Annotated in this window: 17 protein-coding genes; 6 read left to right on the top strand and 11 right to left on the bottom strand. The window is 59.3% G+C overall.

Going from position 1 to position 25,250, the window contains the following annotated elements:
• Nucleotides 1-138: 138 nt before the first annotated feature.
• Both guaB and guaA read left to right on the top strand, forming a co-directional pair.
• Entirely contained in the window at nt 139-1,608 is a 1,470-nt protein-coding gene (guaB, locus tag D8U73_RS22010; RefSeq protein ID WP_056855201.1) for an IMP dehydrogenase, read from the top strand.
• Nucleotides 1,609-1,707: 99 nt separating this feature from the next.
• Nucleotides 1,708-3,285 carry a glutamine-hydrolyzing GMP synthase gene (guaA, locus tag D8U73_RS22005; protein ID WP_056855202.1) on the top strand — a complete coding sequence of 526 codons (1,578 nt, stop codon included), beginning with the start codon at nt 1,708-1,710 and terminating at the stop codon, nt 3,283-3,285.
• A 74-nt stretch (nt 3,286-3,359) separates the two neighbouring features.
• On the opposite strand, the gene D8U73_RS22000 is transcribed toward guaA, so the two are convergent.
• Entirely contained in the window at nt 3,360-6,413 is a 3,054-nt protein-coding gene (locus tag D8U73_RS22000) for a membrane-targeted effector domain-containing toxin (protein WP_130905797.1), read from the bottom strand.
• 75 nt (nt 6,414-6,488) lie between these two features.
• Nucleotides 6,489-9,953, bottom strand: a complete 3,465-nt coding sequence (locus tag D8U73_RS21995; RefSeq protein WP_130905796.1) for a membrane-targeted effector domain-containing toxin — start codon at nt 9,951-9,953, stop codon at nt 6,489-6,491.
• Between the two features lie 255 nt (nt 9,954-10,208).
• On the opposite strand from D8U73_RS21995, the gene D8U73_RS21990 reads away from it, so the two are divergent.
• Both D8U73_RS21990 and tadA read left to right on the top strand, forming a co-directional pair.
• The gene (locus tag D8U73_RS21990) at nt 10,209-11,585 is read left to right on the top strand and encodes a multicopper oxidase family protein (protein ID WP_130905795.1); all 1,377 of its coding nucleotides are present in this window, start codon (nt 10,209-10,211) and stop codon (nt 11,583-11,585) included.
• Complete coding sequence (gene tadA / locus D8U73_RS21985; protein WP_056855205.1) at nt 11,585-12,082, top strand: tRNA adenosine(34) deaminase TadA; 498 nt, start codon at nt 11,585-11,587, stop codon at nt 12,080-12,082. The genes D8U73_RS21990 and tadA overlap by 1 nt, the downstream gene beginning before the upstream one ends.
• A gap of 133 nt (nt 12,083-12,215) precedes the next feature.
• On the opposite strand, the gene cmoB is transcribed toward tadA, so the two are convergent.
• From cmoB to D8U73_RS21935, 9 genes are all read right to left on the bottom strand, one after another.
• On the bottom strand, nt 12,216-13,172 hold the full coding sequence (gene cmoB, locus D8U73_RS21980) for a tRNA 5-methoxyuridine(34)/uridine 5-oxyacetic acid(34) synthase CmoB (protein ID WP_056855206.1): 957 nt from the start codon (nt 13,170-13,172) through the stop codon (nt 12,216-12,218).
• The gene (gene cmoA / locus D8U73_RS21975; RefSeq protein ID WP_177336589.1) at nt 13,169-13,948 is read right to left on the bottom strand and encodes a carboxy-S-adenosyl-L-methionine synthase CmoA; all 780 of its coding nucleotides are present in this window, start codon (nt 13,946-13,948) and stop codon (nt 13,169-13,171) included. The genes cmoB and cmoA overlap by 4 nt, the downstream gene beginning before the upstream one ends.
• A 219-nt stretch (nt 13,949-14,167) precedes the next feature.
• Nucleotides 14,168-14,803 (bottom strand): lysoplasmalogenase, encoded by a 636-nt coding sequence (locus tag D8U73_RS21965; protein ID WP_130905793.1) that lies wholly within the window; start codon nt 14,801-14,803, stop codon nt 14,168-14,170.
• A 2-nt stretch (nt 14,804-14,805) separates the two neighbouring features.
• Nucleotides 14,806-15,198 (bottom strand): protease inhibitor I42 family protein, encoded by a 393-nt coding sequence (locus D8U73_RS21960; RefSeq protein ID WP_130905792.1) that lies wholly within the window; start codon nt 15,196-15,198, stop codon nt 14,806-14,808.
• Between the two features lie 126 nt (nt 15,199-15,324).
• Complete coding sequence (locus D8U73_RS21955; protein ID WP_130905791.1) at nt 15,325-15,729, bottom strand: hypothetical protein; 405 nt, start codon at nt 15,727-15,729, stop codon at nt 15,325-15,327.
• 213 nt (nt 15,730-15,942) lie between these two features.
• Nucleotides 15,943-18,360 (bottom strand): endopeptidase La, encoded by a 2,418-nt coding sequence (lon, locus tag D8U73_RS21950; protein ID WP_130905790.1) that lies wholly within the window; start codon nt 18,358-18,360, stop codon nt 15,943-15,945.
• Nucleotides 18,361-18,603: 243 nt separating this feature from the next.
• On the bottom strand, nt 18,604-19,686 hold the full coding sequence (locus D8U73_RS21945; RefSeq protein ID WP_130905789.1) for a hypothetical protein: 1,083 nt from the start codon (nt 19,684-19,686) through the stop codon (nt 18,604-18,606).
• A gap of 294 nt (nt 19,687-19,980) precedes the next feature.
• Nucleotides 19,981-22,389 (bottom strand): glucose/quinate/shikimate family membrane-bound PQQ-dependent dehydrogenase, encoded by a 2,409-nt coding sequence (locus D8U73_RS21940; protein WP_130905788.1) that lies wholly within the window; start codon nt 22,387-22,389, stop codon nt 19,981-19,983.
• 215 nt (nt 22,390-22,604) lie between these two features.
• Nucleotides 22,605-23,987 (bottom strand): carbohydrate porin, encoded by a 1,383-nt coding sequence (locus tag D8U73_RS21935; RefSeq protein WP_130905787.1) that lies wholly within the window; start codon nt 23,985-23,987, stop codon nt 22,605-22,607.
• Nucleotides 23,988-24,364: 377 nt separating this feature from the next.
• On the opposite strand from D8U73_RS21935, the gene D8U73_RS21925 reads away from it, so the two are divergent.
• Entirely contained in the window at nt 24,365-24,595 is a 231-nt protein-coding gene (locus D8U73_RS21925) for a VF530 family protein (RefSeq protein WP_056855216.1), read from the top strand.
• A 2-nt stretch (nt 24,596-24,597) separates the two neighbouring features.
• On the top strand, nt 24,598-25,242 hold the full coding sequence (locus tag D8U73_RS21920) for a Pr6Pr family membrane protein (protein ID WP_130905785.1): 645 nt from the start codon (nt 24,598-24,600) through the stop codon (nt 25,240-25,242).
• The last annotated feature ends 8 nt before the right edge of the window (nt 25,243-25,250 follow it).

Here is a 25,250-nt window from a genome sequence, read left to right as displayed (position 1 = left end):
GCCCCGGTTCTCGGAGAATTTCGGTTCTCGAAGCCCCGTCGATCACCGCGTCGAGAATAGACAGAGTTTTACATTGAACCCGAGGGGGTGTCTGACTATAATGGCGCGCTTCCATTTTCCCGCTCGGGAGCCCCCGCGATGCTGCGTATCAGCCAAGAAGCTCTGACATTCGACGACATTCTCCTAGTGCCCGGTTATTCCGAGGTGCTTCCTAACGAAGTCAGTCTCAAGACCCGCCTTACCCGTGGCATCGAACTCAATATTCCATTGGTTTCTGCCGCCATGGACACCGTCACTGAAGCCCGTCTGGCGATTGCCATGGCTCAGGAAGGTGGTATCGGCATCATCCACAAGAACATGACCATCGAGCAGCAAGCTGCCGAAGTGCGCAAGGTCAAGCGTTACGAAGCCGGTGTGGTCAAGGACCCGATCACCATCGACGCCGACGCCACCGTGCGCGAGCTGTTCGAACTGACCCGCATGCACAACATCTCCGGCGTTCCGGTGCTGCACAATGGCGACCTGGTCGGCATTGTCACCTCCCGTGACGTGCGTTTCGAGAACCGTCTGGAAGCCACTGTCCGTGAAGTGATGACGCCTAAAGAGCGTCTGGTCACGGTCAAGGAAGGCGCCGACAAGAACGATGTGCGTGAACTGCTGCACAAGCACCGCATCGAGCGCGTGCTGATCGTCGACGACAAATTCACCCTCAAGGGCATGATGACCGTCAACGACATCGAAAAAGCCAAGGCCTACCCGCTGGCCAGCAAGGACGATCAAGGTCGTCTGCGCGTTGGCGCTGCGGTCGGCACCGGTAAAGACACCGGTGACCGCGTAGCTGCCCTGGTCAATGCCGGCGTTGACGTCGTCGTGGTCGACACGGCTCACGGTCACTCCAAAGGCGTGATCGACCGCGTTCGCTGGGTCAAACAGAACTTCCCGGAAGTGCAGGTCATCGGCGGCAACATCGCCACCGGCGCTGCCGCCAAGGCCCTGGCCGAAGCCGGCGCTGACGCAGTCAAGGTCGGTATCGGTCCTGGCTCGATCTGCACCACCCGTATCGTCGCCGGTGTCGGCGTTCCGCAAATCAGTGCCATCGCCAACGTCGCCGCTGCCCTCGAAGGCACGGGCGTGCCGTTGATCGCCGACGGCGGCATCCGTTTCTCCGGTGACCTGTCCAAGGCCATCGTGGCCGGTGCTTCCTGCGTGATGATGGGCTCGATGTTCGCCGGTACCGAAGAAGCGCCGGGCGAGATCGAACTGTTCCAGGGGCGTTCGTACAAGGCTTATCGCGGCATGGGTTCGCTGGGCGCCATGTCCCAGGCTCAAGGTTCCTCCGACCGTTACTTCCAGGACTCTTCGGCAGGCGCCGAGAAACTGGTGCCGGAAGGTATCGAAGGGCGTGTGCCTTACAAAGGCACCCTGAGCGCGATCATCCACCAACTGATGGGCGGCCTGCGTTCCTCTATGGGTTATACCGGCAGTGCCGACATCGAAGAAATGCGCACCAAGCCTGAGTTCGTGCGGATCACCGGCGCTGGCATGGCCGAGTCCCACGTTCACGACGTGCAGATCACCAAAGAAGCGCCAAACTACCGCGTAGGTTGAGCCTTCAAGCAACAAGTTAAGCAACCGGGGCTGTTTTATTCAGCCCCGAGTTGTTTCTGAATCACGACTGTTTCTGAATGACTTAGACGAGACTGAATCATGGCCCTCGATATTCACGCTCACCGTATCCTGATCCTCGACTTCGGTTCCCAGTACACCCAACTGATCGCCCGTCGCGTGCGTGAAATCGGTGTGTACTGCGAACTGCATCCGTTCGACATGGACGAGGATGCGATCCGCGAATTCGCACCTAAAGGCGTCATCCTCGCTGGCGGCCCCGAGTCGGTCCACGAAGCCAACAGCCCTCGCTGCCCGCAAGCCGTGTTCGACCTGGGCGTGCCGGTCTTCGGTATCTGCTACGGCATGCAGACCATGGCCGAGCAACTGGGCGGCAAGGTTGAAGGTTCCGAGCTGCGTGAGTTCGGTTATGCCCGTGTCGACGTGGTGGGCAAGAGCCGCCTGCTCGACGGCATCGAAGACCACATCGACGCCGATGGCCTGTTCGGCCTCGACGTGTGGATGAGCCACGGTGACAAGGTCACCAGAATGCCGGAAGACTTCCACATCCTGGCCAGCACCCCGAGCTGCCCGATCGCCGGCATGTTCAGCGATGAGCGTCGTTACTACGGCGTGCAGTTCCACCCGGAAGTGACCCACACCAAGCAGGGCGGCCGCATCCTGTCGCGCTTCATCCTCGACATCTGCGAGTGTGAAGCCCTGTGGACCCCGTCGAAAATCGCTGAAGACGCCATCGCCCAGGTTCGCGCCCAGGTGGGCACCGACAACGTATTGCTCGGTCTGTCCGGCGGTGTCGACTCCTCCGTGGTTGCCGCGCTGCTGCACAAAGCCATCGGCGACCAGCTGACCTGCGTGTTCGTCGACAACGGCCTGCTGCGTTTGCACGAAGGCGAGCAAGTGATGGCCATGTTCGCCGAGAACATGGGCGTCAAGGTGATCCGCGCCAATGCCGAGGAGCAGTTCCTCAACAACCTGGCCGGCGAAGCTGACCCGGAGAAGAAGCGCAAGATCATCGGCCGTACCTTCATCGACGTGTTCGATGCCGAATCCTGCAAGCTGGACAACATCAAGTACCTGGCGCAAGGCACCATCTACCCGGACGTGATCGAGTCGGCTGGCGCGAAAAGCGGCAAGGCGCACGTGATCAAGTCGCACCACAACGTGGGCGGCCTGCCGGAAGAGATGAACCTGAAACTGGTCGAGCCACTGCGCGAACTGTTCAAGGACGAAGTCCGTCGCCTGGGCCTCGAGCTGGGCCTGCCGTACGACATGGTCTACCGTCACCCGTTCCCGGGCCCGGGCCTGGGCGTACGGATCCTCGGTGAAGTGAAGAAGGAATACGCCGACCTGCTGCGTCGCGCCGACCACATCTTCATCGAAGAACTGCGCAAGGCCGACTGGTACCACAAGGTCAGCCAGGCATTCGTGGTGTTCCAGCCGGTGAAATCGGTTGGCGTGGTCGGCGATGGCCGTCGTTACGCCTGGGTCGTGGCCCTGCGTGCCGTGGAAACCATCGACTTCATGACCGCGCGTTGGGCACACCTGCCTTACGAACTGCTGGAAACCGTATCCGGCCGCATCATCAATGAAATCGAAGGCATCTCCCGCGTTACTTACGACGTGTCGAGCAAGCCGCCAGCGACCATTGAGTGGGAATGATCCCGCGCCGTTCTTGACGGTTTGATCGCCAGTAAAAGGCCGTGTGAACCCTGTTCGCACGGCCTTTTTGCGTTTCAGACACCGGGGAGTCGAACGGGGGCCAAGCCCATCCTATGCAGCGCTGAACTCAATCCCTCGGTAGTTGCAAAACGTCGTCCGCTGATCTCCCAGGAATCCCGTTCGATGTAATAGCCGCCTGCATCATGTTTGATGGGCGTGCGAACGAGTTTCCCCCAGGTCACGATGCCGTTGTTGGTGACGGTTCTGCTGCGATGAACCAGTATGGGTTCACCGGTACTGGTGCTGAGGGTGTACATGCCAGGCCTGGGCAGGCCATCCTCCAGTCTTTGTGCAAGCACCACGCTTGGCGGCGTCGGGATTTGCAGCAACAAGTCATTTTTGGCGAACCCGGGCGGCTGTCCCGGTCGTGGCACGTCGGACACCCCCGGGTCGACCTTGATGCCGCCGAGCTCGTCCGCGCCGACACTTTCAATACGCAGGCCGATGCTGCCCTCAAGTTCGCTGACACCCGCTACCCCGCCATAGGTATTGGCGTGGCTGTTCCCGACCAACGCCACCCAGCGATGAGCGCCTCTGGCCGCCTGGTCGGCGCTGATGACCTGTTGGGCGAAAAAATTCATCATTTTTTGCCGGAAGTGGATATCGGCCCCCTGAATGCCGGCGCTGCGGTAACTGGCCAGGCAGTCGATGGCTTGCACGCGGATACGGTTTTGTTGCGCTGCCCTGACCACCTGTTCAAACGTGAATTGTTTGCTCGGGTCGGTCGAGAAACCAGCATCAAGATCCTTGAGATAACGTTCCAGATCCTCGGACATTACCCCGGTGCGGTTGAACGCATCGAGATCCGCTTGATGGAAATCGGTGAGCAGATGCTCCATGTACAGGGTTTTGACTTTTTGTTTTCGCAGCACGCTCATGTTTTCGATCAGAAACTGTTTGCTGCCCACGCTGGAGTGACCTTCACCGATGACCAGGCTTTGTGAGCGTTTGAAAATGACTTTGATGATGTCCTTGAACCTGGCATTCGCAACGAACGACGGGATCGCCGGCCTAGGTGGCAACTGGGGTTGCGGCAGGGAATAAAACGACACGGCGTCGTCGTATAGCCTTCGGCGCAGTCTTTTGAAGGCTTCCAGCTCATCGGCCGGCTTGTTGGGATTGATAAAGCCGTCCTTCAAATCTCCCTTTGCCTCCAAACCATTGGCTGCCTTTTTGAGGGCTGGCTTGATGTCCTGTGGCACATCGTATGCCGTCGCGGGGGCATCAAAGTCCGGAAGGGCCGGCTCGGCCCTGGCGAACAGATCGGAGAACCAGCCACCACCCGCCAGACCGGGACGCGTAATCGGCACCCAAGCACCCGTTTCATCCAGGTACACCGGTATGTTGCGGTAAAAGGAGTGGGGATTGACCGGGTCAATGATTGTCCAGCCATTCAGTTCGTTGCTGTAGCGGACCTGATAGAAACTGTCATCGATGGCAATGTAATTCCCCCCTGTTTCAGGCTGATAGATACCTTGGAACTTGCCTTCTTCGCTGACGGGAGAATAGCCGTCGAGAATCTCGTTGGTTTCAAAAGGAGCCAACAGGCCGGTATCTCCCGGGGTGGGTTGGATGGATTCGATGGGCAGTTGCACCGGGGGGCTCGGCGACTTCACATCTTCCCCGGGCGTGATTGCTGCTTCTGTTTCCGCTTCGGCTTCCGCTGCTTGGGCGAACTCGCTTGCCCCTATCAGGAACGGCAGGTTGAATAGGATGTCCACGCTGCCAAGGATGGCGCCTTTCACTGCAGCCTTGCGTTCGGCCTGGGTCGTGGCGTTAATGGCTTGATCGATGTGCAGGCCGACATTGGCAATGCCCGCGCCTATGACCACCAGCGCCGCTGGCCATGCCGCTGCGGCCATCGGCCCAAAAACGCGATTGAAAGCGTTGAGATAGCCGATCCACAGCTTTTTGCGCAGCTCTGCATTGGAGTGCAGCAGGTAATCGGCGTCGCTCAACATGCGCTCATGGGTGGACTGGCTCATATGGGTGAAAGCATCGCCGTTGATTATCTCGCCACGGTAGTGAAGCAAGTGGTGGTCGTTGGCGGTGTTTTCATCCGGTAGCACGTCGTACTCATGGGTGAGGCCGACGTTTTCATATTCGGTGTTCTCCAGGAAGTGGATGATCAGGCCAACGCCGGTGAAATTGGCGAGCTTTTGCCCCAGCGACGTGGGCTTTTCCTGCTCGATGTCGCGTTCTTGCTGTTTGAAATGCATGAGCATGCGTTCACGGCCTTCGGCGTCCTTGACCTCATTGACCAGCCATTCGTGCAACGCCTCGACGTTATGGAAGGCGTGAAAACCCTGGGCTTCGCCTGGAACGTAGAGAATGTTCAGGTCACTGCCGTCAGTGATGCTGAACATGTCCGTCGACACGAACTCGTCAATGCAGAACTTGCGAATCGTCAGACCATTGCCGGCGGGTGATTCGTCCAGCAACATCTGCCGGGTCAGCGGTCTGCCCAGATTGCCGGCGCAGGCGCTGAGCACCAGGGTGAAGTGCTCACCAGACAGATGTCCGTGTTCGTAGTCTTCAATGGCCTTGGCGATGAACGTGCATTTGGCCAGCGCGCGGAAGTTGGCGCTGTGTTTTTCCCAGAACGCCGCGACGGCGGTTTTGTAGCGATCAGCGAAATTGATGTCCCAGAAGGCTTTCAGCACGTCGCTGGCATGCAGGCGCACTTCGTTGTTTTCATCGTAACTCTCGGCATCGTCACCCACCCGGTAAAAGCCGCCGTAGAGATCCAGCAGGTCGGCATTGTCCTGGTCATGGACGCTGAAGCGTTGCATGACCAATTGCGGGAAGGTCATGGATTCCTTGGGTTTTTCCAGGATGTGCTGCCAGCCGGTAAAGGCCCTGGAGCTGCTTTGGGCACCATGGAACCGGTGCCACCAGACCGTGTCCGGTGTGAGGTCGGTGATGTGATAGCGAATGAGGATGTCCTGGGCGATCTGATACGCCATGGCGTACAGGTCGGGGCAGTCGTCGACCAGTTCGGGGATCAGGGCTTGAAGCGCCAACCCGTCGGCAGAGTTGAGCAGCGTGATTTCTTGAGTATCGTCCATGATATTTTCATCGAAGAGGTGGTAAGGCCGCTCACTGTCTCAAGGAGCGGCGTTTTTCATTGTGCAGGCTGCTGGCTAGCGCTCGGCCTGCTCATGAGGGCTGTGGGCGAGCGTTTCCCAGTTTCCTTCTGAATCCAGGCGAACCGGGATCGAGTCCGAGAGCGTCGTCGGGTGTTCCGGGTCGATGATGGCCCAGTTTCCTGTGCCGCTGAGGTCCGTTTCGTAGCGTACGTAGTAAGGTTTGTCGTCCAGCATGATCGCTGTCGAAGGGACGGAGTCGAGCTGGTAAATACCCTGGTACTTTCCGGGTGTGCTTTCGGGCGTCATGCTCTCGAGCAGCTCATTGGCCTGCCAGTTGTCCGGAATGACCGTTCGTTTCGGCGCTCCAGCCACATTCGTGAAGGCTTCACTCAGCGTTGCCGCGCTCTGTGCCTCGCCTTTGAGCACCGTCTCAGTGGCGCCCGCTTGAGACAGTTCCCCGGGGCTCTCAGGGGCAGGCCAACCCATGAGCTTCATGCCTTTGGACGCCAGCCGTTGATTGAGTGTGTCGAGGCTATCGAAAGGCTGGAAATCGAAGTCCGGCCAGACAGGGGACGCCAAGGTGAATTGTCCATCAGCCATTCTCTGGAGGGTGGTTTCGGCAATTTGTGCATTGGCATCGCGATAGATAAGTTTGATGGTGCTGTTTGAGCGCTGGAACGTGTACATGCCCGATTTTGCCAGCAGTGTTTTCAGTGCTCTTGGGGGGCGATAGGCCCAAGGGGTTTCGACGGGCACACGCCATTGCGCAACCACCAGATCTTGCTCGGCTCCGGGGTCGTTCAGCCCCTCTTCGACGTTGTAGACCGGGGAATCCGGATAGTCGCTGTACTCCAGTGCCAGGCCGGGATCGGATGTTATGGCCTGCGCCGATCCCGGGACTAAATCATCTACGCGCACACTCACGGCGTCCGTCTGCTCACTGATACCTGCATAGTTTCTGAATGACGTCAGGTTTTCCCGATCGACCAATGCGATCCAACGACCGGGGCCACGCGTCGACTCATTCAGTTGAATCACTTCGCTGGCGAAAAAACTCCTCGCCATTTGTTGTTGTGGCTCCAGGTTCACATGTCCGTTGATGTTGTAAGTAATCGCACAGTCGATGGCTTGAACCCTGACCTTTTGCGCATTGGCGGCTTTGACCAGGGACAGGACATTGAATTTGCCCTCGGGGTCGTTGCCTGCCTTCAGATCAAGTGTCGTCAAGTAGGTTTCGAGATCTTGCGGCATCTGGCCTGTTCGCGCGAAGGTGTCCAGATCGATTTGATTGGCGTTAGTCAGAAGCTCTTGCAGGTAAATAGTCTTCAACCCACGCCTGGCGAGCTCCGGCATGTTTTCGATAAGAATTTGTTTGCTGCCGATACTGCCTCGTGTCTCGCCCAATACCAGGCCAGGTTTTTGTGCGAACGCCGTTTCAAACAGTTCCGTTCGGCTACCGATCACCGTGGGGGAGGACGCCCTCGCGCGGTAGGAGGCCGGGTTAGCGTGGTAGTAGCGCTCGGCATCTGCAATCAAGCGCGCTCGTGAGGTGGCCTGGCGCTGTGCGAATCGACTGACACGGACCTGCTCGCCAGCGGCATTGCGCACGGTCACATATTCATCGGGACCGCCGAGCGCCCATTCCCGCATGCCGGGTGTCTCCAGTTTTTTTACATAGGTTCCTGGCGTTTGTGCCCATGCCTGGGCATCGGGTTGGCTGCTGACACCTTCAGTCCCGTCGGGCGGTGTCTCCATTCCGCCTCTAAGACCTGTTCGAGGCGCGAGTTCCCATTGACCTTCGGCGTTCAGTCGCACGGGTATCGAAGAGGTGAACCCGTCGGGGTTCGCCGGATCAATGATCGCCCACGTACCCCCACCGTTGACATCAGCTTCGTAACGTACGAAGTACTCACTGTTATTGAGGCGGATTGCAGTCGACGGATTCGAGGACAGGCGATAGGTTCCCAGGAACTTGCCGGGGGTCCGCACCAGGTTTTGCTCATCGAGCAGTATCGGGATTTTGTAGTTTTGCGGTGGCGACTCTACAGCGGCTGTCCCTGTCAGATCGTTGTTCTGTGCTGTCCGGCGAGGATCAATCAACTCTTCTGCCTGAGCATCGAACAGTTCGGTATCAGCGCCTGGATTCGCTTGCGGCGTGTCGGGCACTTGCACCGCTTCGCCCACCTCGGCGTCCACTTCGGCGCTGGCTTCCAGCAACGGTCCTGTACCTTTGAGAAACGGAAGGTTGAACAGGGTGTCGATGCCACTGAGGACCGCGCCGATGATGCCGGCTTTACGGTCCTGGCGGGTCTTGCCGTTCACCGCCTGATCGATGTTCAGTCCCATGTTGGCCAGACTGGCACCAATGACTGGCAGGGCCACGGGCCAACCGACGACGGCCATCGGCCCGAAAACCCTCACGCCGGCACTCAGGTAGCCGATCCACAATTTCTTGCGCAGATCGCTGTTGGAGGTAAGCGACAGGCTGGCCTCGGCGAACATGGCTGCCTGGGTTGAGTCGGTCAGCCAGCGGAAGGCATCACCACGGATGATCTGATTTTTTGCATTGATCAGATGATGATCCTGCTTGCCCCAGGTGCTGACCAGGCGGTTCATGATGTCCGGGATGTTGTCGGAAATCAGTTGCCGATCCGCCAGGCTGAAGTGGCTCAGGAATGTCTGTCGGGTCGGGCTTCTGTTCATTTGCAGCAGCACCCAGAAATGCATATCCATGGGTGTTTCCAGCACCTGGAATGACTTTGTGTCACCGGGGAGGTAGAGAATCTGTCTGCCTTCGGGACCAACGATGCGCAGAATGTTGTTGGCGACGTAGCCCGCCATGTCCAGTGTGCGAATGGTTGAGCCGCCGGTGATCGAGTAATCGCTTTTCAGCATTTGCAGGCTGGCGGGGGAGGTGACCGGGCCGCAGGTGGCCTGGATAACCTGCCGCAGGTTTTCATCGCTCAGCTGTCCGCCTTCATTGGCCTCCAGCGCTTTGACCAGAAAGGTGCATTTGGCGAGGGCCTGGAAATCGACCGACGAAGTGTTCCAGAACGCCTTGAGTCTGGCGGTGTAAAGCGAGCTGAAATCGAGGTTCCAGAAATACTTCAAGACGTCATTGCCATGCAGGCGAACTTCGTTGGTTTCATCGAAGTCTTCGGCTTCCGGGCCAGCGGTGTAAAAGCCGCCATAGAGGTCCAGCAAGTCAGCGTTGTCCTGATCGGTGGCGCGGAACCGGTGGATCACGAGTTGCGTCAGGGTGGTGGATTCGTGGGGTTTTTCCCGAATGTGTTGCCAGCCGGTAAACGATCTGGAACTGCTTTGCGCCGCTTTGAATCGGTGGAAATAAATGAGGTCCGGGTCGAGGCCGGCAATGCCCTGTTGCTTGAGCAGCTCGCTGGCGACTTCGCTTGCCATGTCTTGCAGGCCCGGGCAGGACAGGATCACCTTGTTGGCAATGGCCTTGAGCGTTGCTTTGTCTGCTGCGTTGGACAACGGACGGGATTCGGTTGAGTTCATCAGCTCTCGTTCCTTGAGAAAAAGTGAGCCGAAGATGCCCCTTACGCTCGAGCAATGTGCACTACATAGTTACGCCCGTTTGCGATTCGATTTCCGGTAGGCGCCAGTCTTTACCTCGTTCCGTTTCAGCCTGAATGTCCGATACCGCGCTGCGTCTATCCGCCGCGCCGCCCTTACTGTTTCTCATCCGCAGGTGTATCGTATTCGCCTTTTGCGGGCTTGGGCCTGCCGCGTTCAAGTGAGGTAGTTGAGTTCATGTCCTTTACCCGTCGCCAAATCCTCGGTGGCCTGGCCGGTCTTGTTGTCGTTGGCGTGGGGGCCGGTGGCGCGTCGCGCTATTGGTTGGGCAAGATGGCCGATTCGGACGCGGGCCACGACTATGAGTTGATCGCTGCACCGCTGGACGTCGAACTGGTGCCCGGCCACCAGACCCAGGCCTGGGCGTTCGGCCCGTCGGCGCCGGGCACCGAGTTGCGCGTACGTCAGGGCGAATGGCTGCGGGTGCGTTTCATCAATCACCTGCCGGTGGCGACCACCATTCACTGGCACGGTATCCGCCTGCCGCTGGAGATGGATGGCGTGCCCTACGTTTCCCAGCTTCCGGTGTTGCCGGGCGAATATTTCGACTACAAATTTCGTGTCCCGGATGCCGGCAGCTACTGGTATCACCCGCACGTGAACAGCAGCGAAGAACTGGGGCGCGGGCTGGTCGGCCCGCTGATCGTCGAAGAGCGCGAGCCAACCGGTTTCAAATACGAGAAGACCTTGAGCCTCAAGAGCTGGCATGTCGACGAGGTTGGCAATTTTGTCGAGTTCAGCATCCCCCGGGAAGCGGCCCGGGGTGGCACGGCAGGACGCTTGTCGACCATCAATGGGGTTTCGCAAGCCGTGATCGAATTGCCCGCCGGGCAGATCACCCGCGTGCGTTTGCTGAACCTCGACAACACCCTGACCTATCGCCTGAACATTCCCGGCGTCGAAGCGCAGATCTACGCGCTGGACGGCAACCCGATCGAGCCACGGCCGCTGGGCAAGGAATACTGGCTCGGCCCCGGCATGCGCATTTGCCTGGCGATCAAGGCACCGCCGGCCGGTGAAGAACTGTCGCTGCGCAACGGCCCGGTGCGCCTCGGGACACTCCGTTCGGTCGCCAACAGCGATGCGCCAACCGAGTGGCCAGCGGCGCTGCCCGCCAACCCGGTGGCCGAGCCGGACCTGGCCAATGCCGAGAAACTCAACTTCAATTTCGAATGGGTCGGTTCGGTGTCGGTGAACGTCGACAACGGCAAGCCGCCCAGCCTGTGGCAAATTAACGGCAAGGCCTGGGACATCACCGACAAGACCTGCGCCGACCGCCCGATTGCCAAACTCCAGAAGGGCAAAAGCTACATTTTCGAATTGAAGAACATGACCCAGTATCAGCATCCGATTCACCTGCACGGCATGAGTTTCAAGGTCATCGCCTCGAACCGGCACAAGGTGATTCCGTACTTCACCGATACTTACCTGCTGGGCAAGAACGAGCGCGCGCAAGTGGCGCTGGTGGCGGATAACCCCGGGGTGTGGATGTTCCATTGCCATGTGATCGACCACATGGAAACCGGCCTGATGGCCGCTATCGAGGTGGCATGATGCGGCAGATTCGACCCGCGGCGATCATCGACCGCAGCCGTGATCGCGACTTCATGCGTGAAGCGCTGGCGCTGGCCGCCCAAGGCGCGGCCCTCGGTGAAGTACCGGTGGGCGCCGTGTTGGTGCAGGATGGTGAGATCATCGGTCGCGGCTTCAATTGCCCGATCAGCGGCAACGACCCGAGCGCCCACGCCGAGATGGTCGCGATCCGCGCTGCCGCCCAGGCCGTCAGCAACTATCGCCTGCCGGGCAGCACGCTCTACGTCACGCTGGAGCCGTGCAGCATGTGCGCGGGCCTGATCGTGCATTCGCGCATTGCGCGGGTGGTGTACGGCGCGCTGGAGCCCAAAGCGGGGATTGTGCAGAGCCAGGGGCAATTTTTTACCCAGGGCTTTTTGAATCACCGGGTGTTGTACGAAGGTGGGGTGTTGGCGGAAGAATGCGGGGCGGTGCTCAGCGAATTCTTCAAGGCCCGCCGGGCAAAACCAACAATCTGAAAACCGCATCAATTCCTGTGGGAGCTGGCTTGCCAGCGATGACGTCGTCACATCAAACATTGATGTCGACTGAAACACCGCTATCGCTGGCAAGCCAGCTCCCACAGGTTTTTGCAGGGGCTGGAAGGAAAGGTTACTTCTTCGCGACGATCACTGCCCGCATCGGCGCCGGCAGCCCTTCAATCGTCTTGCTGTGATCTTCCGGATCAAGGAAATCGCTCAACGATTGATATTTCATCCACTCCGTCCCGCGCTGCTCTTCAACGGTGGTGGTGCTCACGTCCACGCATTTCACATCGCTGAACCCGGCACGGCGCAGCCACAACTCCAGCGCCGGCACCGAAGGCAGGAACCACACGTTGCGCATTTGGGCGTAACGGTCTTCCGGCACCAGCACCTGGTGCTTGTCACCTTCGACTACCAGCGTCTCCAGCACCAGTTCACCGCCCTTGACGAGGCAATCCTTCAGTGCCAGCAAATGCTCGATCGGCGAGCGGCGGTGGTAGAACACGCCCATGGAGAACACCGTGTCGAAGCCTTCGAGGTTCGGCGGCAGGTCTTCGAACGGGAAGGGCAGGTGCCAGGCATTCGGTTCGGACAAGTAGCGTTGCACTGCCTGGAACTGGCAGAAGAACAGCCAGTTCGGGTCGACACCGATCACGCTGTCCGCACCGGCGCCGAGCATGCGCCACATGTAATAGCCGTTGCCGCAACCGACATCGAGAATGCGTTTGCCCTTGAGGTCCAGGTGCGGGGCCACCCGCGACCATTTCCAGTCCGAACGCCACTCGGTATCGACATGCACACCGAACAAGTCGAATGGCCCCTTGCGCCACGGCGACAAACCCATCAGCGCAGTGCGCATCTGTGCGCGGGTTGCGTCGTCGCAATCGGTGTCCAGTTTCAAACCGTTGAGCAAATCGACGACCTTGGGCTGAATCTTCGGCAAAGCGTCCAGCGCGCTTTGCCAGCGCTCCAGATCGCCATGTCCTTTTTCCATTTTCTTGTCGAGTTGCGCCTGCAAGGTGTTGGCCCAATCGGCCAGCGGCGTGCCGGCCAGACGGCGGGCGAGGGGGGACAGATCAATCATGGCAAGGCAATCAACGAGGCAAAGTTAAGACACTGGAACCACGGCACGACTTTCGAGAACCCGGCCGCCAGCAGGCGTTCGCGGTGTTCTTCGAGGCTGTCGGGCTTCATGACGTTTTCGATGGCGCTGCGCTTCTGGGCGATTTCCAGTTCGCTGTAGCCGTTGGCGCGTTTGAAGGCGATGTGCAGGTCGGTGAGCAGCGCGTGCTCCTGCTCGTCTTCAAAGCGCAGTTTTTCCGAGAGGATCAATGCCCCACCGGGCAGCAGCGAGTGGCGGATGCGACTGAGCAATGCGCTACGCTGGTCCGGGGCGATGAATTGCAGGGTGAAGTTCAGTGCAACCACCGAGGCAGGCTGGAAGTCGAGGGCGAGGATGTCGCCTTCGATCACCTCGACCGGCAGCAACTCCTGGAACATCGAATCCTGGCCGTTGAGGTACTCGCGGCAGCGCTCGACCATCGCCGCGGAGTTATCCACAGCGATCACCCGGCAACCCTCGGTGCGCACATGCCGGCGCAGCGCCTGGGTCACTGCGCCGAGCGATGAGCCGAGGTCATACAGCACGCTATTGGGCTGAGCGAACTGCGCGGCGAGCACGCCGAGGTTTTCGACAATGGTCGGATAACCCGGCACCGAGCGCTTGATCATGTCCGGGAACACCCGTACCACGTCTTCGTTGAAGGCGAAGTCAGGCACCTGGGCCAAAGGCTGGGCGAATAGGCGATCGGGTTCTTTGCTCACGGCGGTTCCAGCGGCGTAGGTGGAAAAGGCCGGCATTTTAGCCAAGTTGGCGCGGGGATGCGCGGGTTGTCTGATAAACCGCTGGAGTTCACTCCGGTCAACGCAAAGAAACACCATTGTGGCGAGAGAGCTTGCTCCCGCTCGGCTGCGCAGCAGTCGCAAACCCGGCTGGTGGGGTGAATCTGTTGACGCGCGGTTGAATGGTTTCGGGGCCGCTTCGCAGCCCAGCGGGAGCAAGCTTCCTCGCCACAATGGTTAGCGTGATCTTTGGGGGAACGCCGAGGCAGTGATCCCCCATTGCCCCAGCCAGTAGCTGAGGATAATCACATAAGGGGCAGCATCAAATGGCATCACAAACCGGCTGATGCCAATCACGCTGTCGGAGAACACGAACGCCACCGCGCCCGCTGCCGCCAGCAGCGCAGAGCGTTTGGGCACGTCGGTCCCGAGTCGGGCCAGGGCGCGCCAGAGCATGGCGCTGATGGCTGTGCCATAGACAATCACGGGCACCAGCAATGGGCCGAGGCCGTTGGAAATCAGAATCCCCAGCAGGACGACGCCGACACCGAGGGCCAGCACCAGCGGCAGCACGGCCAGGCGTCGGCAATCGCTCAGATACGCCTTGAGATAGGCCAGGTGCGCAACCAGAAACGCACCCAATCCAAACACGAACAAATCCCCCGGCCATGCCAACAACACATCGCCCAGCAGGGAAAAAATCAGACCGAGGCTGATCCAGCGGCGGTACTCACCGGGCGGCGCATCGTGCAGCCAACCGAGCAGAGCCAATACGGGCAACGGCTTGACCAGCAGGCAGAGCATCGCAGCATGCACGCTCAAGCCATACAGGAACGTCAGCGCGCCCATCAGTGCCAGAATCAGCCAGCCCACGATCAGTTGACCGAGACAGTGCAGTCGAAGGAATCAACCGGCAGCACTTCCGGCGCCCATGGTTGTTGTGAGGTCAGGCGCAAACGCCCGGTGCCAGCGGCGAAGGCTTGAAAACGCCAGGTCGATACGCCTGCAGCGCCCACCACACCGGCATCTTCGGGGTTTCGATAAACCTCTGGCCCCAGCGGGCGCAACACGCCACCGGCCGAATCCTGGATCGTCCAGCGGTAGCCGGTGGTGGGATTGCTCGGCAAGGTCAGGATCAGGTTTTGCCCAGCACTGAGTTTCACCGGGCATTCGCTTTGTTTCTCCACCGTCACGTTATGTTTCGGTTGCGTGGCGCAAGCGGCCAGCAAGGCGAGTACGAGAGGGACAAACAGACGAATGGGGGACATAGGGTCAGTAGCTCCGGCGTTCACGACGAACGGCGAGCATAACCGAGATGAGACAAAGTGTGACCAGAGCCTTGGAGAAGAATGTTGGCAAATCAGGCTCTGGTTTGGAGGGAATGGTGAGGCTGATTAAGGATGTAAGCCCGTAATGTCGAGCTCACCTTCGATTTCGAGCTTATCGTGACCATAGAATTTCAGGTTAAATGTTAGTTGATACCTTTTAGTCGAATTATTTAAGTTGGCCGTGAAAGTTCCTTCGTATGCAGATTGCATAGAGCTTCCGCTGTGATACTCAACGGAGCGCAAATACCCTCCCCGCACAAAGTTCTGTTGTCCGCTTGGCGTGGCTTCATCGATAACCAACAGGAAAAACCTTGGATCTGGAAGGGCGAAGTTGATGTGCGCCTCAATTTTAATCCAATTGTCATCGCGGCTTGCGAAAACTACCTCGGAACTGAAGAATTCCTCATTGTTTCTCTTAGCCTTGAGGTAACCGGTAGCTTCTGATCGAGTAGCCTGTTTCAGGTTGGTCATGGAGTGTGCCTGTCAGTAACTAGGAATGATTTGAATTGAAAAGTTAGCATCACACCTTTTGAGAGGATACTGTCAAATGTGCTAGTTTTTTAGATTTAAATTGCGGTGCTAGTTGATCTTTTTATACTTAATAGTTCAATTCGCAAGGTGTTGATCAAATGCACAAAAAAAGACCAGGCAATAGCCTGGCCTTTTTGGTATTGGGTTGCCGGCTTAGAACAATACCTTAGCCACATCCGCAAACCGCTTGGCAAAGTGCACGGTAATGCCTTCTTTGAGATATTCCGGCAGCTCTTCGAAATTACCGCGATTGGCCTCGGGCAGAATCAGCTCGAAGATTTTCTGCCGCCGCGCCGCAATGACCTTTTCGCGCACCCCGCCAATCGGCAGCACATGCCCGGTCAAGGTGAGCTCGCCGGTCATGGCCACGCCTTTTTTCGGTGGCTGGTTGCGTGCCAGCGACAACAGCGCACTGGCCATGGTCACACCGGCGCTCGGGCCGTCTTTCGGTGTTGCACCTTCCGGCACGTGCAGGTGCACAAAGGCTTCATCGAAGAATTTCGGGTCGCCGCCAAACGACTTCAGATTGGAGCTGACGTAGCTGTAGGCGATCTCCGCGGACTCCTTCATCACATCGCCCAATTGCCCGGTGAGCTTGAAGCCGCGGTTAAGGGTATGGATGCGGGTGGCTTCGATCGGCAAGGTCGCGCCGCCCATGCTGGTCCAGGCCAGTCCGGTGATCACGCCCGTTCCCGACAACACTTGTTCATTGCGGAACACCGGTTTGCCAAGGGACGGTTCGAGGTCTTTCGGGCCGAGCTTGATCACCGCTTTGGGATCGTCGAGCAGCTTCATCACCGCTTTGCGAACCAGCTTGCCGAGGTTTTTCTCCAGCTGACGCACCCCGGCTTCACGGGCATAACCGTCGATCAAGGCTTTGAGCGCATTGTCGCTGATGCTCAGGCTGCCTTTGGATACGCCAGCCTTCTCCAGCTGTTTCGGCCACAGGTGACGCTTGGCGATGGCGACTTTTTCTTCGGTGATGTAGCCCGACAGGCGAATCACTTCCATCCGGTCGAGCAACGGGCCGGGGATCGAATCCAGGGTGTTGGCAGTGCAGATGAACAGCACTTTCGACAGGTCCATGCGCAGATCGAGGTAGTGATCGAGGAATTCGACGTTCTGCTCAGGGTCGAGGGTTTCCAGCAACGCCGAGGCCGGGTCGCCCTGGTAGCTTTGGCCCATCTTGTCGATCTCGTCGAGCATGATCACCGGGTTCATCACTTCGACGTCTTTGAGCGCCTGCACCAGTTTGCCCGGCTGTGCGCCGATGTAGGTGCGGCGGTGGCCCTTGATCTCGGCTTCGTCACGCATGCCGCCGAGGCTGAAGCGGTAGAACGGGCGCCCGAGGGATTCGGCGATGGATCTGCCGACACTGGTTTTACCCACGCCCGGTGGCCCCACCAGCAACACGATGGAGCCGCTGATCTCGCCTTTATAAGCGCCGACTGCGAGGAACTCGAGGATGCGGTCCTTGATGTCGTCGAGACCGGCATGATGGTTGTCTAGCACCTTGCGCGCATGCTTGAGGTCGAGTTTGTCCTCGCCGTACACGCCCCATGGCACCGACGTCGCCCAGTCGATGTAGTTGCGCGTTACTGCGTACTCCGGCGAACCGGTCTCGAGGATCGACAGTTTGTTCATTTCCTCTTCAAGGCGTTTCTGCACCTGCGCGGGCAGCACTTTGCCGACCAACCGCTGTTCGAACTGCTCGAGGTCGGCGCTGCGGTCGTCCTTGGTAAGACCCAGCTCCTGCTGGATGACCTTCAGTTGTTCCTTGAGGAAAAACTCGCGCTGGTGCTCGCCGATCTTGCGGTTTACTTCAGCGGAGATTTCTTTTTGCAAACGCGCGACTTCGACTTCCTTGCGCAACATCGGCAGGACTTTTTCCATGCGCTTGAGCATGGGCACGCAGTCGAGCACTTCCTGCAGCTCGCTGCCGGTGGCCGAGGTGAGCGCAGCGGCGAAGTCGGTCAGCGGTGACGGGTCGTTGGGGCTGAAGCGGTTGAGATAGTTCTTCAGCTCTTCGCTGTACAGCGGATTGAGCGGCAGCAGTTCCTTGATCGCATTGATCAGCGCCATGCCGTAGGCCTTGACCTCGTCGGTCGGCTCGGTGGGCTGGTGCGGGTATTCGACTTCCACCAGATACGGCGGGCGATGGTGCTTGAGCCAGGTTTTCAGGCGAACCCGGGTCAGGCCCTGGGCGACGAATTGCAGCTTGCCGTTCTCGCGACTGGCGTGATGCACCTTGACCAGCGTGCCGTACAGCGGCAAGGCCGAGGTGTCGAAATGGCGCGGGTCTTCCTGGGGCGTGTCCATGTAGAACAGGGCCAGGGAATGGTGATCGGACTTGGCGACCAGATCGAGGGTCTCGGCCCACGGCTCTTCATTGACGATGACCGGCAGCACCTGGGCCGGGAAGAACGGTCGGTTGTGGATCGGGATGATGTAGACCTTGTCCGGCAGGTTCTGGCCGGGCAGGGCAAGGCCTTTGCCGGGAGTGTGGTGGGTGGCGTTTTCCGGGTCTGCGTATTCGCTCGGGTCTTCAGGGAATTCTTGCTGGTCGCTCATGGGGGCACCTGCGCAATGGGTATGGGTCTTAGATGGGGCAGGTTGGCGGTGGTTTCAATGCATGCCTTGGCGTTAATGAATCATTCGAAGGTGTGTTCAGCAGGGATTCAGGTTAGCTGGACTGTGGCGCGGCGCATTGATTCAGGGGAGAGAAAACCTGTCCACAGTGCACAGTCCTGTTGCGCCAAGGACGCACCTGACTGTTCTGCCAGTTCAAATCAGTGGTTCGTCAGTTGCCCCGGATCAGCGCAAAGTTTCTCGGTGACGAGGCGCTGATCGTGTGCAGTCTTCGCGAATCTGCAAGCCATCGACGGCCAATGGCGCTTCGATTCTGCGGTATCGCGACAACTCCGGTAGCGCGGGTGCGCCGATCACCAGAAGTGCGCCGGCCTGGTCCCCCGAGAGCGCGCCGGCGCCGCAGATTTTCGCCGCGCCACCGGCCTTTTCGATGACCCGAATGAGTTTGGCGATATTCCTTGGCACCACGCCGAGGCTTTCCAGCGCGGCTTCGTATTCTTTGAGCAGGTGCTTGAGTGTCGCGGGCATCAGGACCGGCCGCTGCAGCAGCGCCCGGAAGCGTTCAGCGGTGTGACGCATGCGTTTTAAAAGTGCATTGTCGGGGCCTTCGAGCCGTTGGCGGGTGGCGGCGATGACTTGTCCGGTGGTCTCACGGGCGGCGCCGGTGTCGTAGAGTTGTACGTCACGCAACTGCAACCACGCCGTGCTTTTAGGCCAGGCGATCAGTTTGAAATTGCCATCGGCCATGGGGCGCCGCTCGACCGTCGAACCCAGCAGGCTGGTGTTGTGATCGATCCCTGACGGTTGGCCGTGCTGGTAACGTTCGATGCTCATCGCCACCGATTCCAGCGGGTGCTGTCGCGGTTGCAAATCGAAGAATCGCAACAGCGCCGCGGCCAGACTGACAGCCAAGGCACCTGAGCTGCCAAATCCGCAATGGATGGGAATGGTCGACTCCACCCGCACGGAAAATCCCCGCCATTGATTCGGTGTCAGCTTGCGCAGAATTACGCCAATGGCACATTTGACCAGGTAATCGGCGTCGATTTTTCCAGTGAGGGTAAAGCCCGGGATACGCAATTGGGCCTCGCGACTCGGGTAGTCGAGCAATGTTGCCAGTGTGTAACAGCGATGATGGTCAAGACCGGGCAGCTGCAACTCTATGTATTGGTCGTTACGGGGGCGCACTTGCACGTCGCAATACAGGCCCAGAGATGTGGCGATTGCCGGACAACCGTGAAGGAGGGCGTGCTCGCCCATCAGGATGATTTTGCCGGGTGCGCGGGCTTGTATGGTGGTGGCTGTCATGGTTCAGCTTCCCGGCTTTCGCATGTTGCCGTTTGCATGTCGGGCGCGTAGCGGCCTTGCAAGGCCTGATTGGGTGTGAGGCATGAAGGCTCCGCGGGTCATCCATGAGTACGTGTTCACGGTTGATGATGCGCAGCGGAGAAACGGAAAGATACTGTGAAAGTTGACAGTTTTTTAGAACGATTGGCGATTGATCGGTACGCCTCATCAAGTAGCAGACCAGGCCCGGACACACAGACAAAAAAGGCGACTCCCTCTCAGGAGTCGCCTTTTCCGGTTAACCGCCGTTAAAACTTATTCCGACAGTTTGTAAGCAATCACATAGTCACCCTGTTTGGTGCCCAGTGAACCATGACCGCCGGCGACGACGAGCACGTATTGCTTGCCGTCCTTGCCGGTGTAGGTCATTGGCGTGGTTTGTGCGCCGGCCGGCAGGCGGCCTTCCCACAGTTGCTTGCCGTTTTTCACGTCGTAGGCGCGCAGGTACTGGTCGAGGGTGCCGCTGAGAAAACCGACGCCACTGGCGGTGGTGAAGGTGCCGCCCAGGCTTGGCACGCCCATGCTCAGCGGGATCGGCACCGGCGAGCTGTCGCGCACGGTGCCGTTCTTGTGCATCCAGATTTTCTGCTGGGTCGTCAGGTCGATGGCGGCGACATAACCCCACGCCGGCGCCTGGCAAGGCAAGCCCATCGGCGACAGCAGCGCTTCGAGGACTACGCCGTAGGGCGCGCCCTTGTTCGGCTGCACGCCTTCGGTTTCGCTTTTGCGCGGGCCTTGGGCGGCGATTTCAGCGGCCGGGATCATTTTCGATTTGAAGGCCATGTAGCTCGGGTTGACGAAAGCGATCTGACGCACCGGGTCAACCGAGATACCGCCCCAGTCGAACACCCCGAAGTTGCCTGGATAAACAATCGAACCCTGCAGCGATGGCGGCGTGAACGGACCGTCGTAGCGCATGGATTTGAAGTCGATCCGGCAGATCAGTTGGTCGAACGGCGTCACGCCCCACATGTCGCGCTCTTGCAGCGGTGGCGGCATCAGGTTGAGGTCGGATTTCGGTTGGGTCGGCGAGGTATGATCGCCTTCCACCGCGCCTTGCGGCACCGGCACTTCGTTGATCGGCACGATGGCCTGGCCGGTGCTGCGATCGAGCACGTAGATGCTGCCTTGCTTGGTTGACGCCAGGACGGCCTGCTTCACGCCATCGGCGGTTTTCAGGTCCATCAGGGTCGGCTGACCACCGACGTCCATGTCCCACAGGTCATGGTGGGTGAACTGGAAGTGCCAGCGCACCTTACCGGTGGCGATGTCCAGAGCGGTCAGGCCCGCGGCGTGCAGTTCCGATTCAGGGGTACGCGCGCCACCGAACTGGTCCGGGGTCTGGTTACCCATCGGCAGGTAGAGCATGCCGAGTTTTTCATCGACCGCGAACATCGACCACATGTTCGGCGAGTTACGGGTGTAGACCTTGCCTTCGGCAATCGGCGTGGTGTCGTCCGGGTTGCCGCTGTCCCAGTTCCACACCAGTTTGCCGGTGTGCACGTCGAACGCACGGATCACGCCGCTTGGCTCGTCGGTGGAGACGTTGTCGGTGACGTGACCGCCAATCACCACCAGGTCCTTGGTGACCGCTGGCGGCGAAGTGGAGTAGTAACCACCGGCCGTGAAGCCGCCGATGTTGGCGCGCAGGTCGACCTGGCCTTTGTCGCCGAAGTCTTCGCACATTTTGCCGGTGTCGGCGTTGAGGGCGATCAGGCGGGTATCGGCGGTTGGCAGGAAGATCCGGCGCGGGCAGACACTGGCCACCGGTGCGCTGGCGCTGCCGGTCGGGCTCTGCTCGGAGGCGTACACCGCGTCATCGTGATAGGTCACGCCACGGCAGGTCATGTGCGCCCAACCCTTGAAGTTCGCCGCGTTCTGCGTGGAGAGCTTCGGATCGAAACGCCAGATTTCCTTGCCGGTGTCCGGGTCCAGCGCAATCACCTGGCTGTGCGGCGTGCACACGTACAGCATGCCGTTGACTTTCAGCGGGGTGTTTTCGGCGGTGGTTTCGCCCGGGTCGTTCGGCCCTGGCAGGTCGCCGGTGCGATAAGACCAGGCTTGCACCAGTTTGTGCACGTTCTGCGGGGTGATCTGCGCCAGTGGCGAGTAACGGTCACCGTGGGCGCTGCGGCCGTAGGAGTTCCAGTCACCCTCCGGCATGGCCGGGGCGGTGTTGGTCATGCCATCGACGCTGTCGCGGTCCAGTTGACCCTTGATTTCACCGGGGTTGGTGAACTGGCTGGCCAACGCGGTAACGCCAGCGAGCACCACGGCCACACCCAGCGCGCCGGTGCCCATCGGTGCGGCACCGTCACGCAGCAACGGACGACGAAACCACGGCAGCAACATCACCAGGCCCAGCGCAAACAGCATCGCCAGGCGCGGCACCAGTTGCCACCAATCGAGGCCGACTTCCCACAATGCCCATACGGTGCTGGCGAACAGCACCAATGCGTACAGGCCCAGTGCGGCACGGCGGGCCAGCAACAACAGGATGCCGGTCAACGCCAGGCCGATACCGGCCAGCAGGTAGTACAGCGAGCCGCCGAGCATGCTCAGCTTGATCCCCCCGGCCAGCATGGCCAGGCCCATTAGCAGAAGCAGTATGCCAAGCAGGCTTGGCCATAGACGGCTTCGACCCAAGGCACCATCAGTGCTCATAGTGTGATTCTCCGTGACGTTTCAAGTAGTCCCGCGCAAGTTCACTGTAGATGACGATCCTGTGCGGGCAGGGTTCAGATAAAAACCGGTTGGTTGATGCCATTCCTGTAGGAGCGAGGCTTGCCCGCGAAGACGGTGTGTCATTTGGCATTGAGGCTGCCTGACCCACCGCCATCGCGGGCAAGCCTCGCTCCTACAAGGGCTTTGCTTGTTTTTTAGAACGATGACTGGATCTTGATCCCGCCGATCAGCGCGTCATCGACGTCGTTCACGCCACCCGGGTGGCGGATGTATTGCAGGTTCGGGCGCACGGTCAGCCAGTTGTTCACATGAACGCCGTAATAAAGTTCGGCGCTGTATTCGGTGTCTTGCGGCGGCAAGTAGGCTGGATCGTCGTAGTCGAAAACCGCGTGGGCCTGGTTGGTTGCCTCGGAGTTCTTGCGATACGCCGGGTTGACGTGCACGCGCGCCATGGCGAAACCGATATCGTCCCTGGCGCGAGCGTCGAACAGGCCTTTGTAGACGACGCCGGCCTGGACGTAGTTGTCGATGGCGTTGGTTTTCTTGTCGTGCATCGTGCCGTTGGCGAACACGCTCAGGCCGCGGGAGTGGTCGCTGGCGATGCTGGTGATCTGCTGCTGGATGCCGAGCCACACACCGTGCTTGCTCGATGCACTGCGGTAGGCTTCGCCACTCAGGGCGGCGGGCTGGCCATTGCTGTCTTTGTAGACGTCGGTGGCGTTGGCGTTGCTGTAGTAATAACCGGCGCGGTACTCACCCGGCAGGCCATTGAGCCTGGGCGTCCACACCAATTCCACCGGGAGAATCGCGCCTTGGGTGCCGCTGCCACTGAGCTTGAAGCCGTTGTCGCGATCAAGGTTCGACGGGTTTTGCTCGTACACGCCGACTTGTGCGTACAGTTCGGGCGTCAGGTGATACTTGACCCGCATCGCCCACTGGCTGACCGGCCAGTTGTACCAGATGTCCCCCGCCCAGTTGCCGACCTGCGAGCCGCAAAATGCCAGGTTCTGGAAATCGCACGGGAAGCTGTTGAAGTCTTCGCCTTCACCGAAGCGGCCGACCTTGATGTCGAGTTGCTGATCGAAGAATTTCTGCTGATACCACATCTGTGTCAGGCGCCAGGTCTGGCCGCGGCCCCAGACTTCCTGGGCCGATGTGAAGCCGCCGACACGCGGATCGTTGATGCGGTCGTTGCTGATGTTGTTGCCGCTGCGTTCGGTGATGGTCAGCTGAAATTCGGCGTCGTCCCAACCGAGTATCTTTTGCAGGTCCAGGTGCGTACCCAGACCAAACTGGTCGCTGTAACGCGCCGTACGGTCGTGATCGTAACCACCGTGCAGATTGCTGCCCATTTCACCGGTGTAATCGATTTTGAAGTCGTAGCCCTTTTCCGCCAGTTCTGTACGCGTGCCGTTCCAGTCGCCGAGCATCCACGGTGAATCGCTATCGAAGGCCGGGGCAGCCTGGGTACAAGTGGCAAGGCCAAGCGCGGTGCAGCCACCGAGCATTTTCAGGACTTTTCGACAGGCGACCGGCATTGAGACAGCGCTGTCTTGGGGGGAAGGGAAATCAGGCATAGAAGGAAATTCTTAATCTTTTTCTAAGGAATGAACGACGCGTAGCAAGATGGATGAAGCGTTTCAGCGATAGCGGGGCGCAAGCATAATGTTCTGTTACAAATAGAGAAAGCGCTTTTCCTGACATGCATCCTTTCTGAATTGGTAACAGTCACCACCTATTACTGTAGGAGCGAGCCTGCTCGCGATGAATTCAAGAGCGCCGCGAGGCGTCTGCAATCCAGCGTTATCGTTGACGACCAACGCTGACAGGCTCGCTCCTGCAAGGGGCCGCAATTCACCTACATTTAGCGAATAGCGCATGCAGCGCTTCCACCGCAACAGCCGCTCGGCTAAGGTGCGCGGCTTCCCCATTCCAACATCGCTGAAGGCCCGGCATGACCGAACAGAACAACGACCCGCTGCATGGCGTCACCCTGGAGCAGATCCTCAATGCCCTGGTCGAGCACTACGAATGGTCGGGGCTGGCCGAACGCATCGATATCCGCTGCTTCAAGAGTGACCCGAGCATCAAGTCGAGCCTGACGTTCCTGCGCAAAACCCCGTGGGCACGGGAGAAGGTCGAGCGCTTGTACGTGAAACTGATGCGTACCAAGCGACCGCTCTGAACATGTTCAAGGCGCCTGCCGTGCGACGTCGTTTCGTGGCCGTGGCTGCCATCCTCGGTTGGGCCGGTTTGAGCATCCAGATGTACCTGATCTTCCATTCACGCTGGACGCTGGGTGCCAGTCTGCTGGGTGGGCTGGTGAGCTTCTTCAGCTATTTCACCGTGCTGAGCAATACGCTGGTGGCCACAGTCCTGACCTGTGAACTGACTTCGCGCGAGTCGGCTGTGCGTCGCTGGTTTTTACAGCCATGGGTCAGCAGCGGCATCGCCGTGAGCATCGTCGTGGTCGGGCTGGTGTACAGCCTTTTATTGCGCCATCTATGGCATCCCGAAGGTTGGCAATGGCTGGCCGATGAGCTGATGCATGATGTGATGCCAGGGTTGTTCCTGGTTTACTGGTTGTGTTGCGTACCCAAGGGATTTTTGCGCTTGCGCCATATCGCCCTGTGGATGATTTATCCGCTGGTGTACTTCGGCTATGCGCTGTTGCGCGGGCATCTGCTGGCGGTTTATCCCTATCCGTTCATCGATGTCGAGAAGCTGGGTTATCCACAGGTGTTCGTCAATGCCGGAGGCTTGTTGCTAGGGTTCGTGCTGACTTCAGTTTTGCTGATTGGGCTGGATCGTTGGCGAGCGGCGAGATGCTGAACGCTTTT

Origin of the sequence: Pseudomonas sp. Sample_22, assembly GCF_004307635.1 — a bacterium.
Lineage (GTDB): Bacteria > Pseudomonadota > Gammaproteobacteria > Pseudomonadales > Pseudomonadaceae > Aquipseudomonas.
This window is presented reverse-complemented; position numbering and strand designations above follow the sequence as displayed.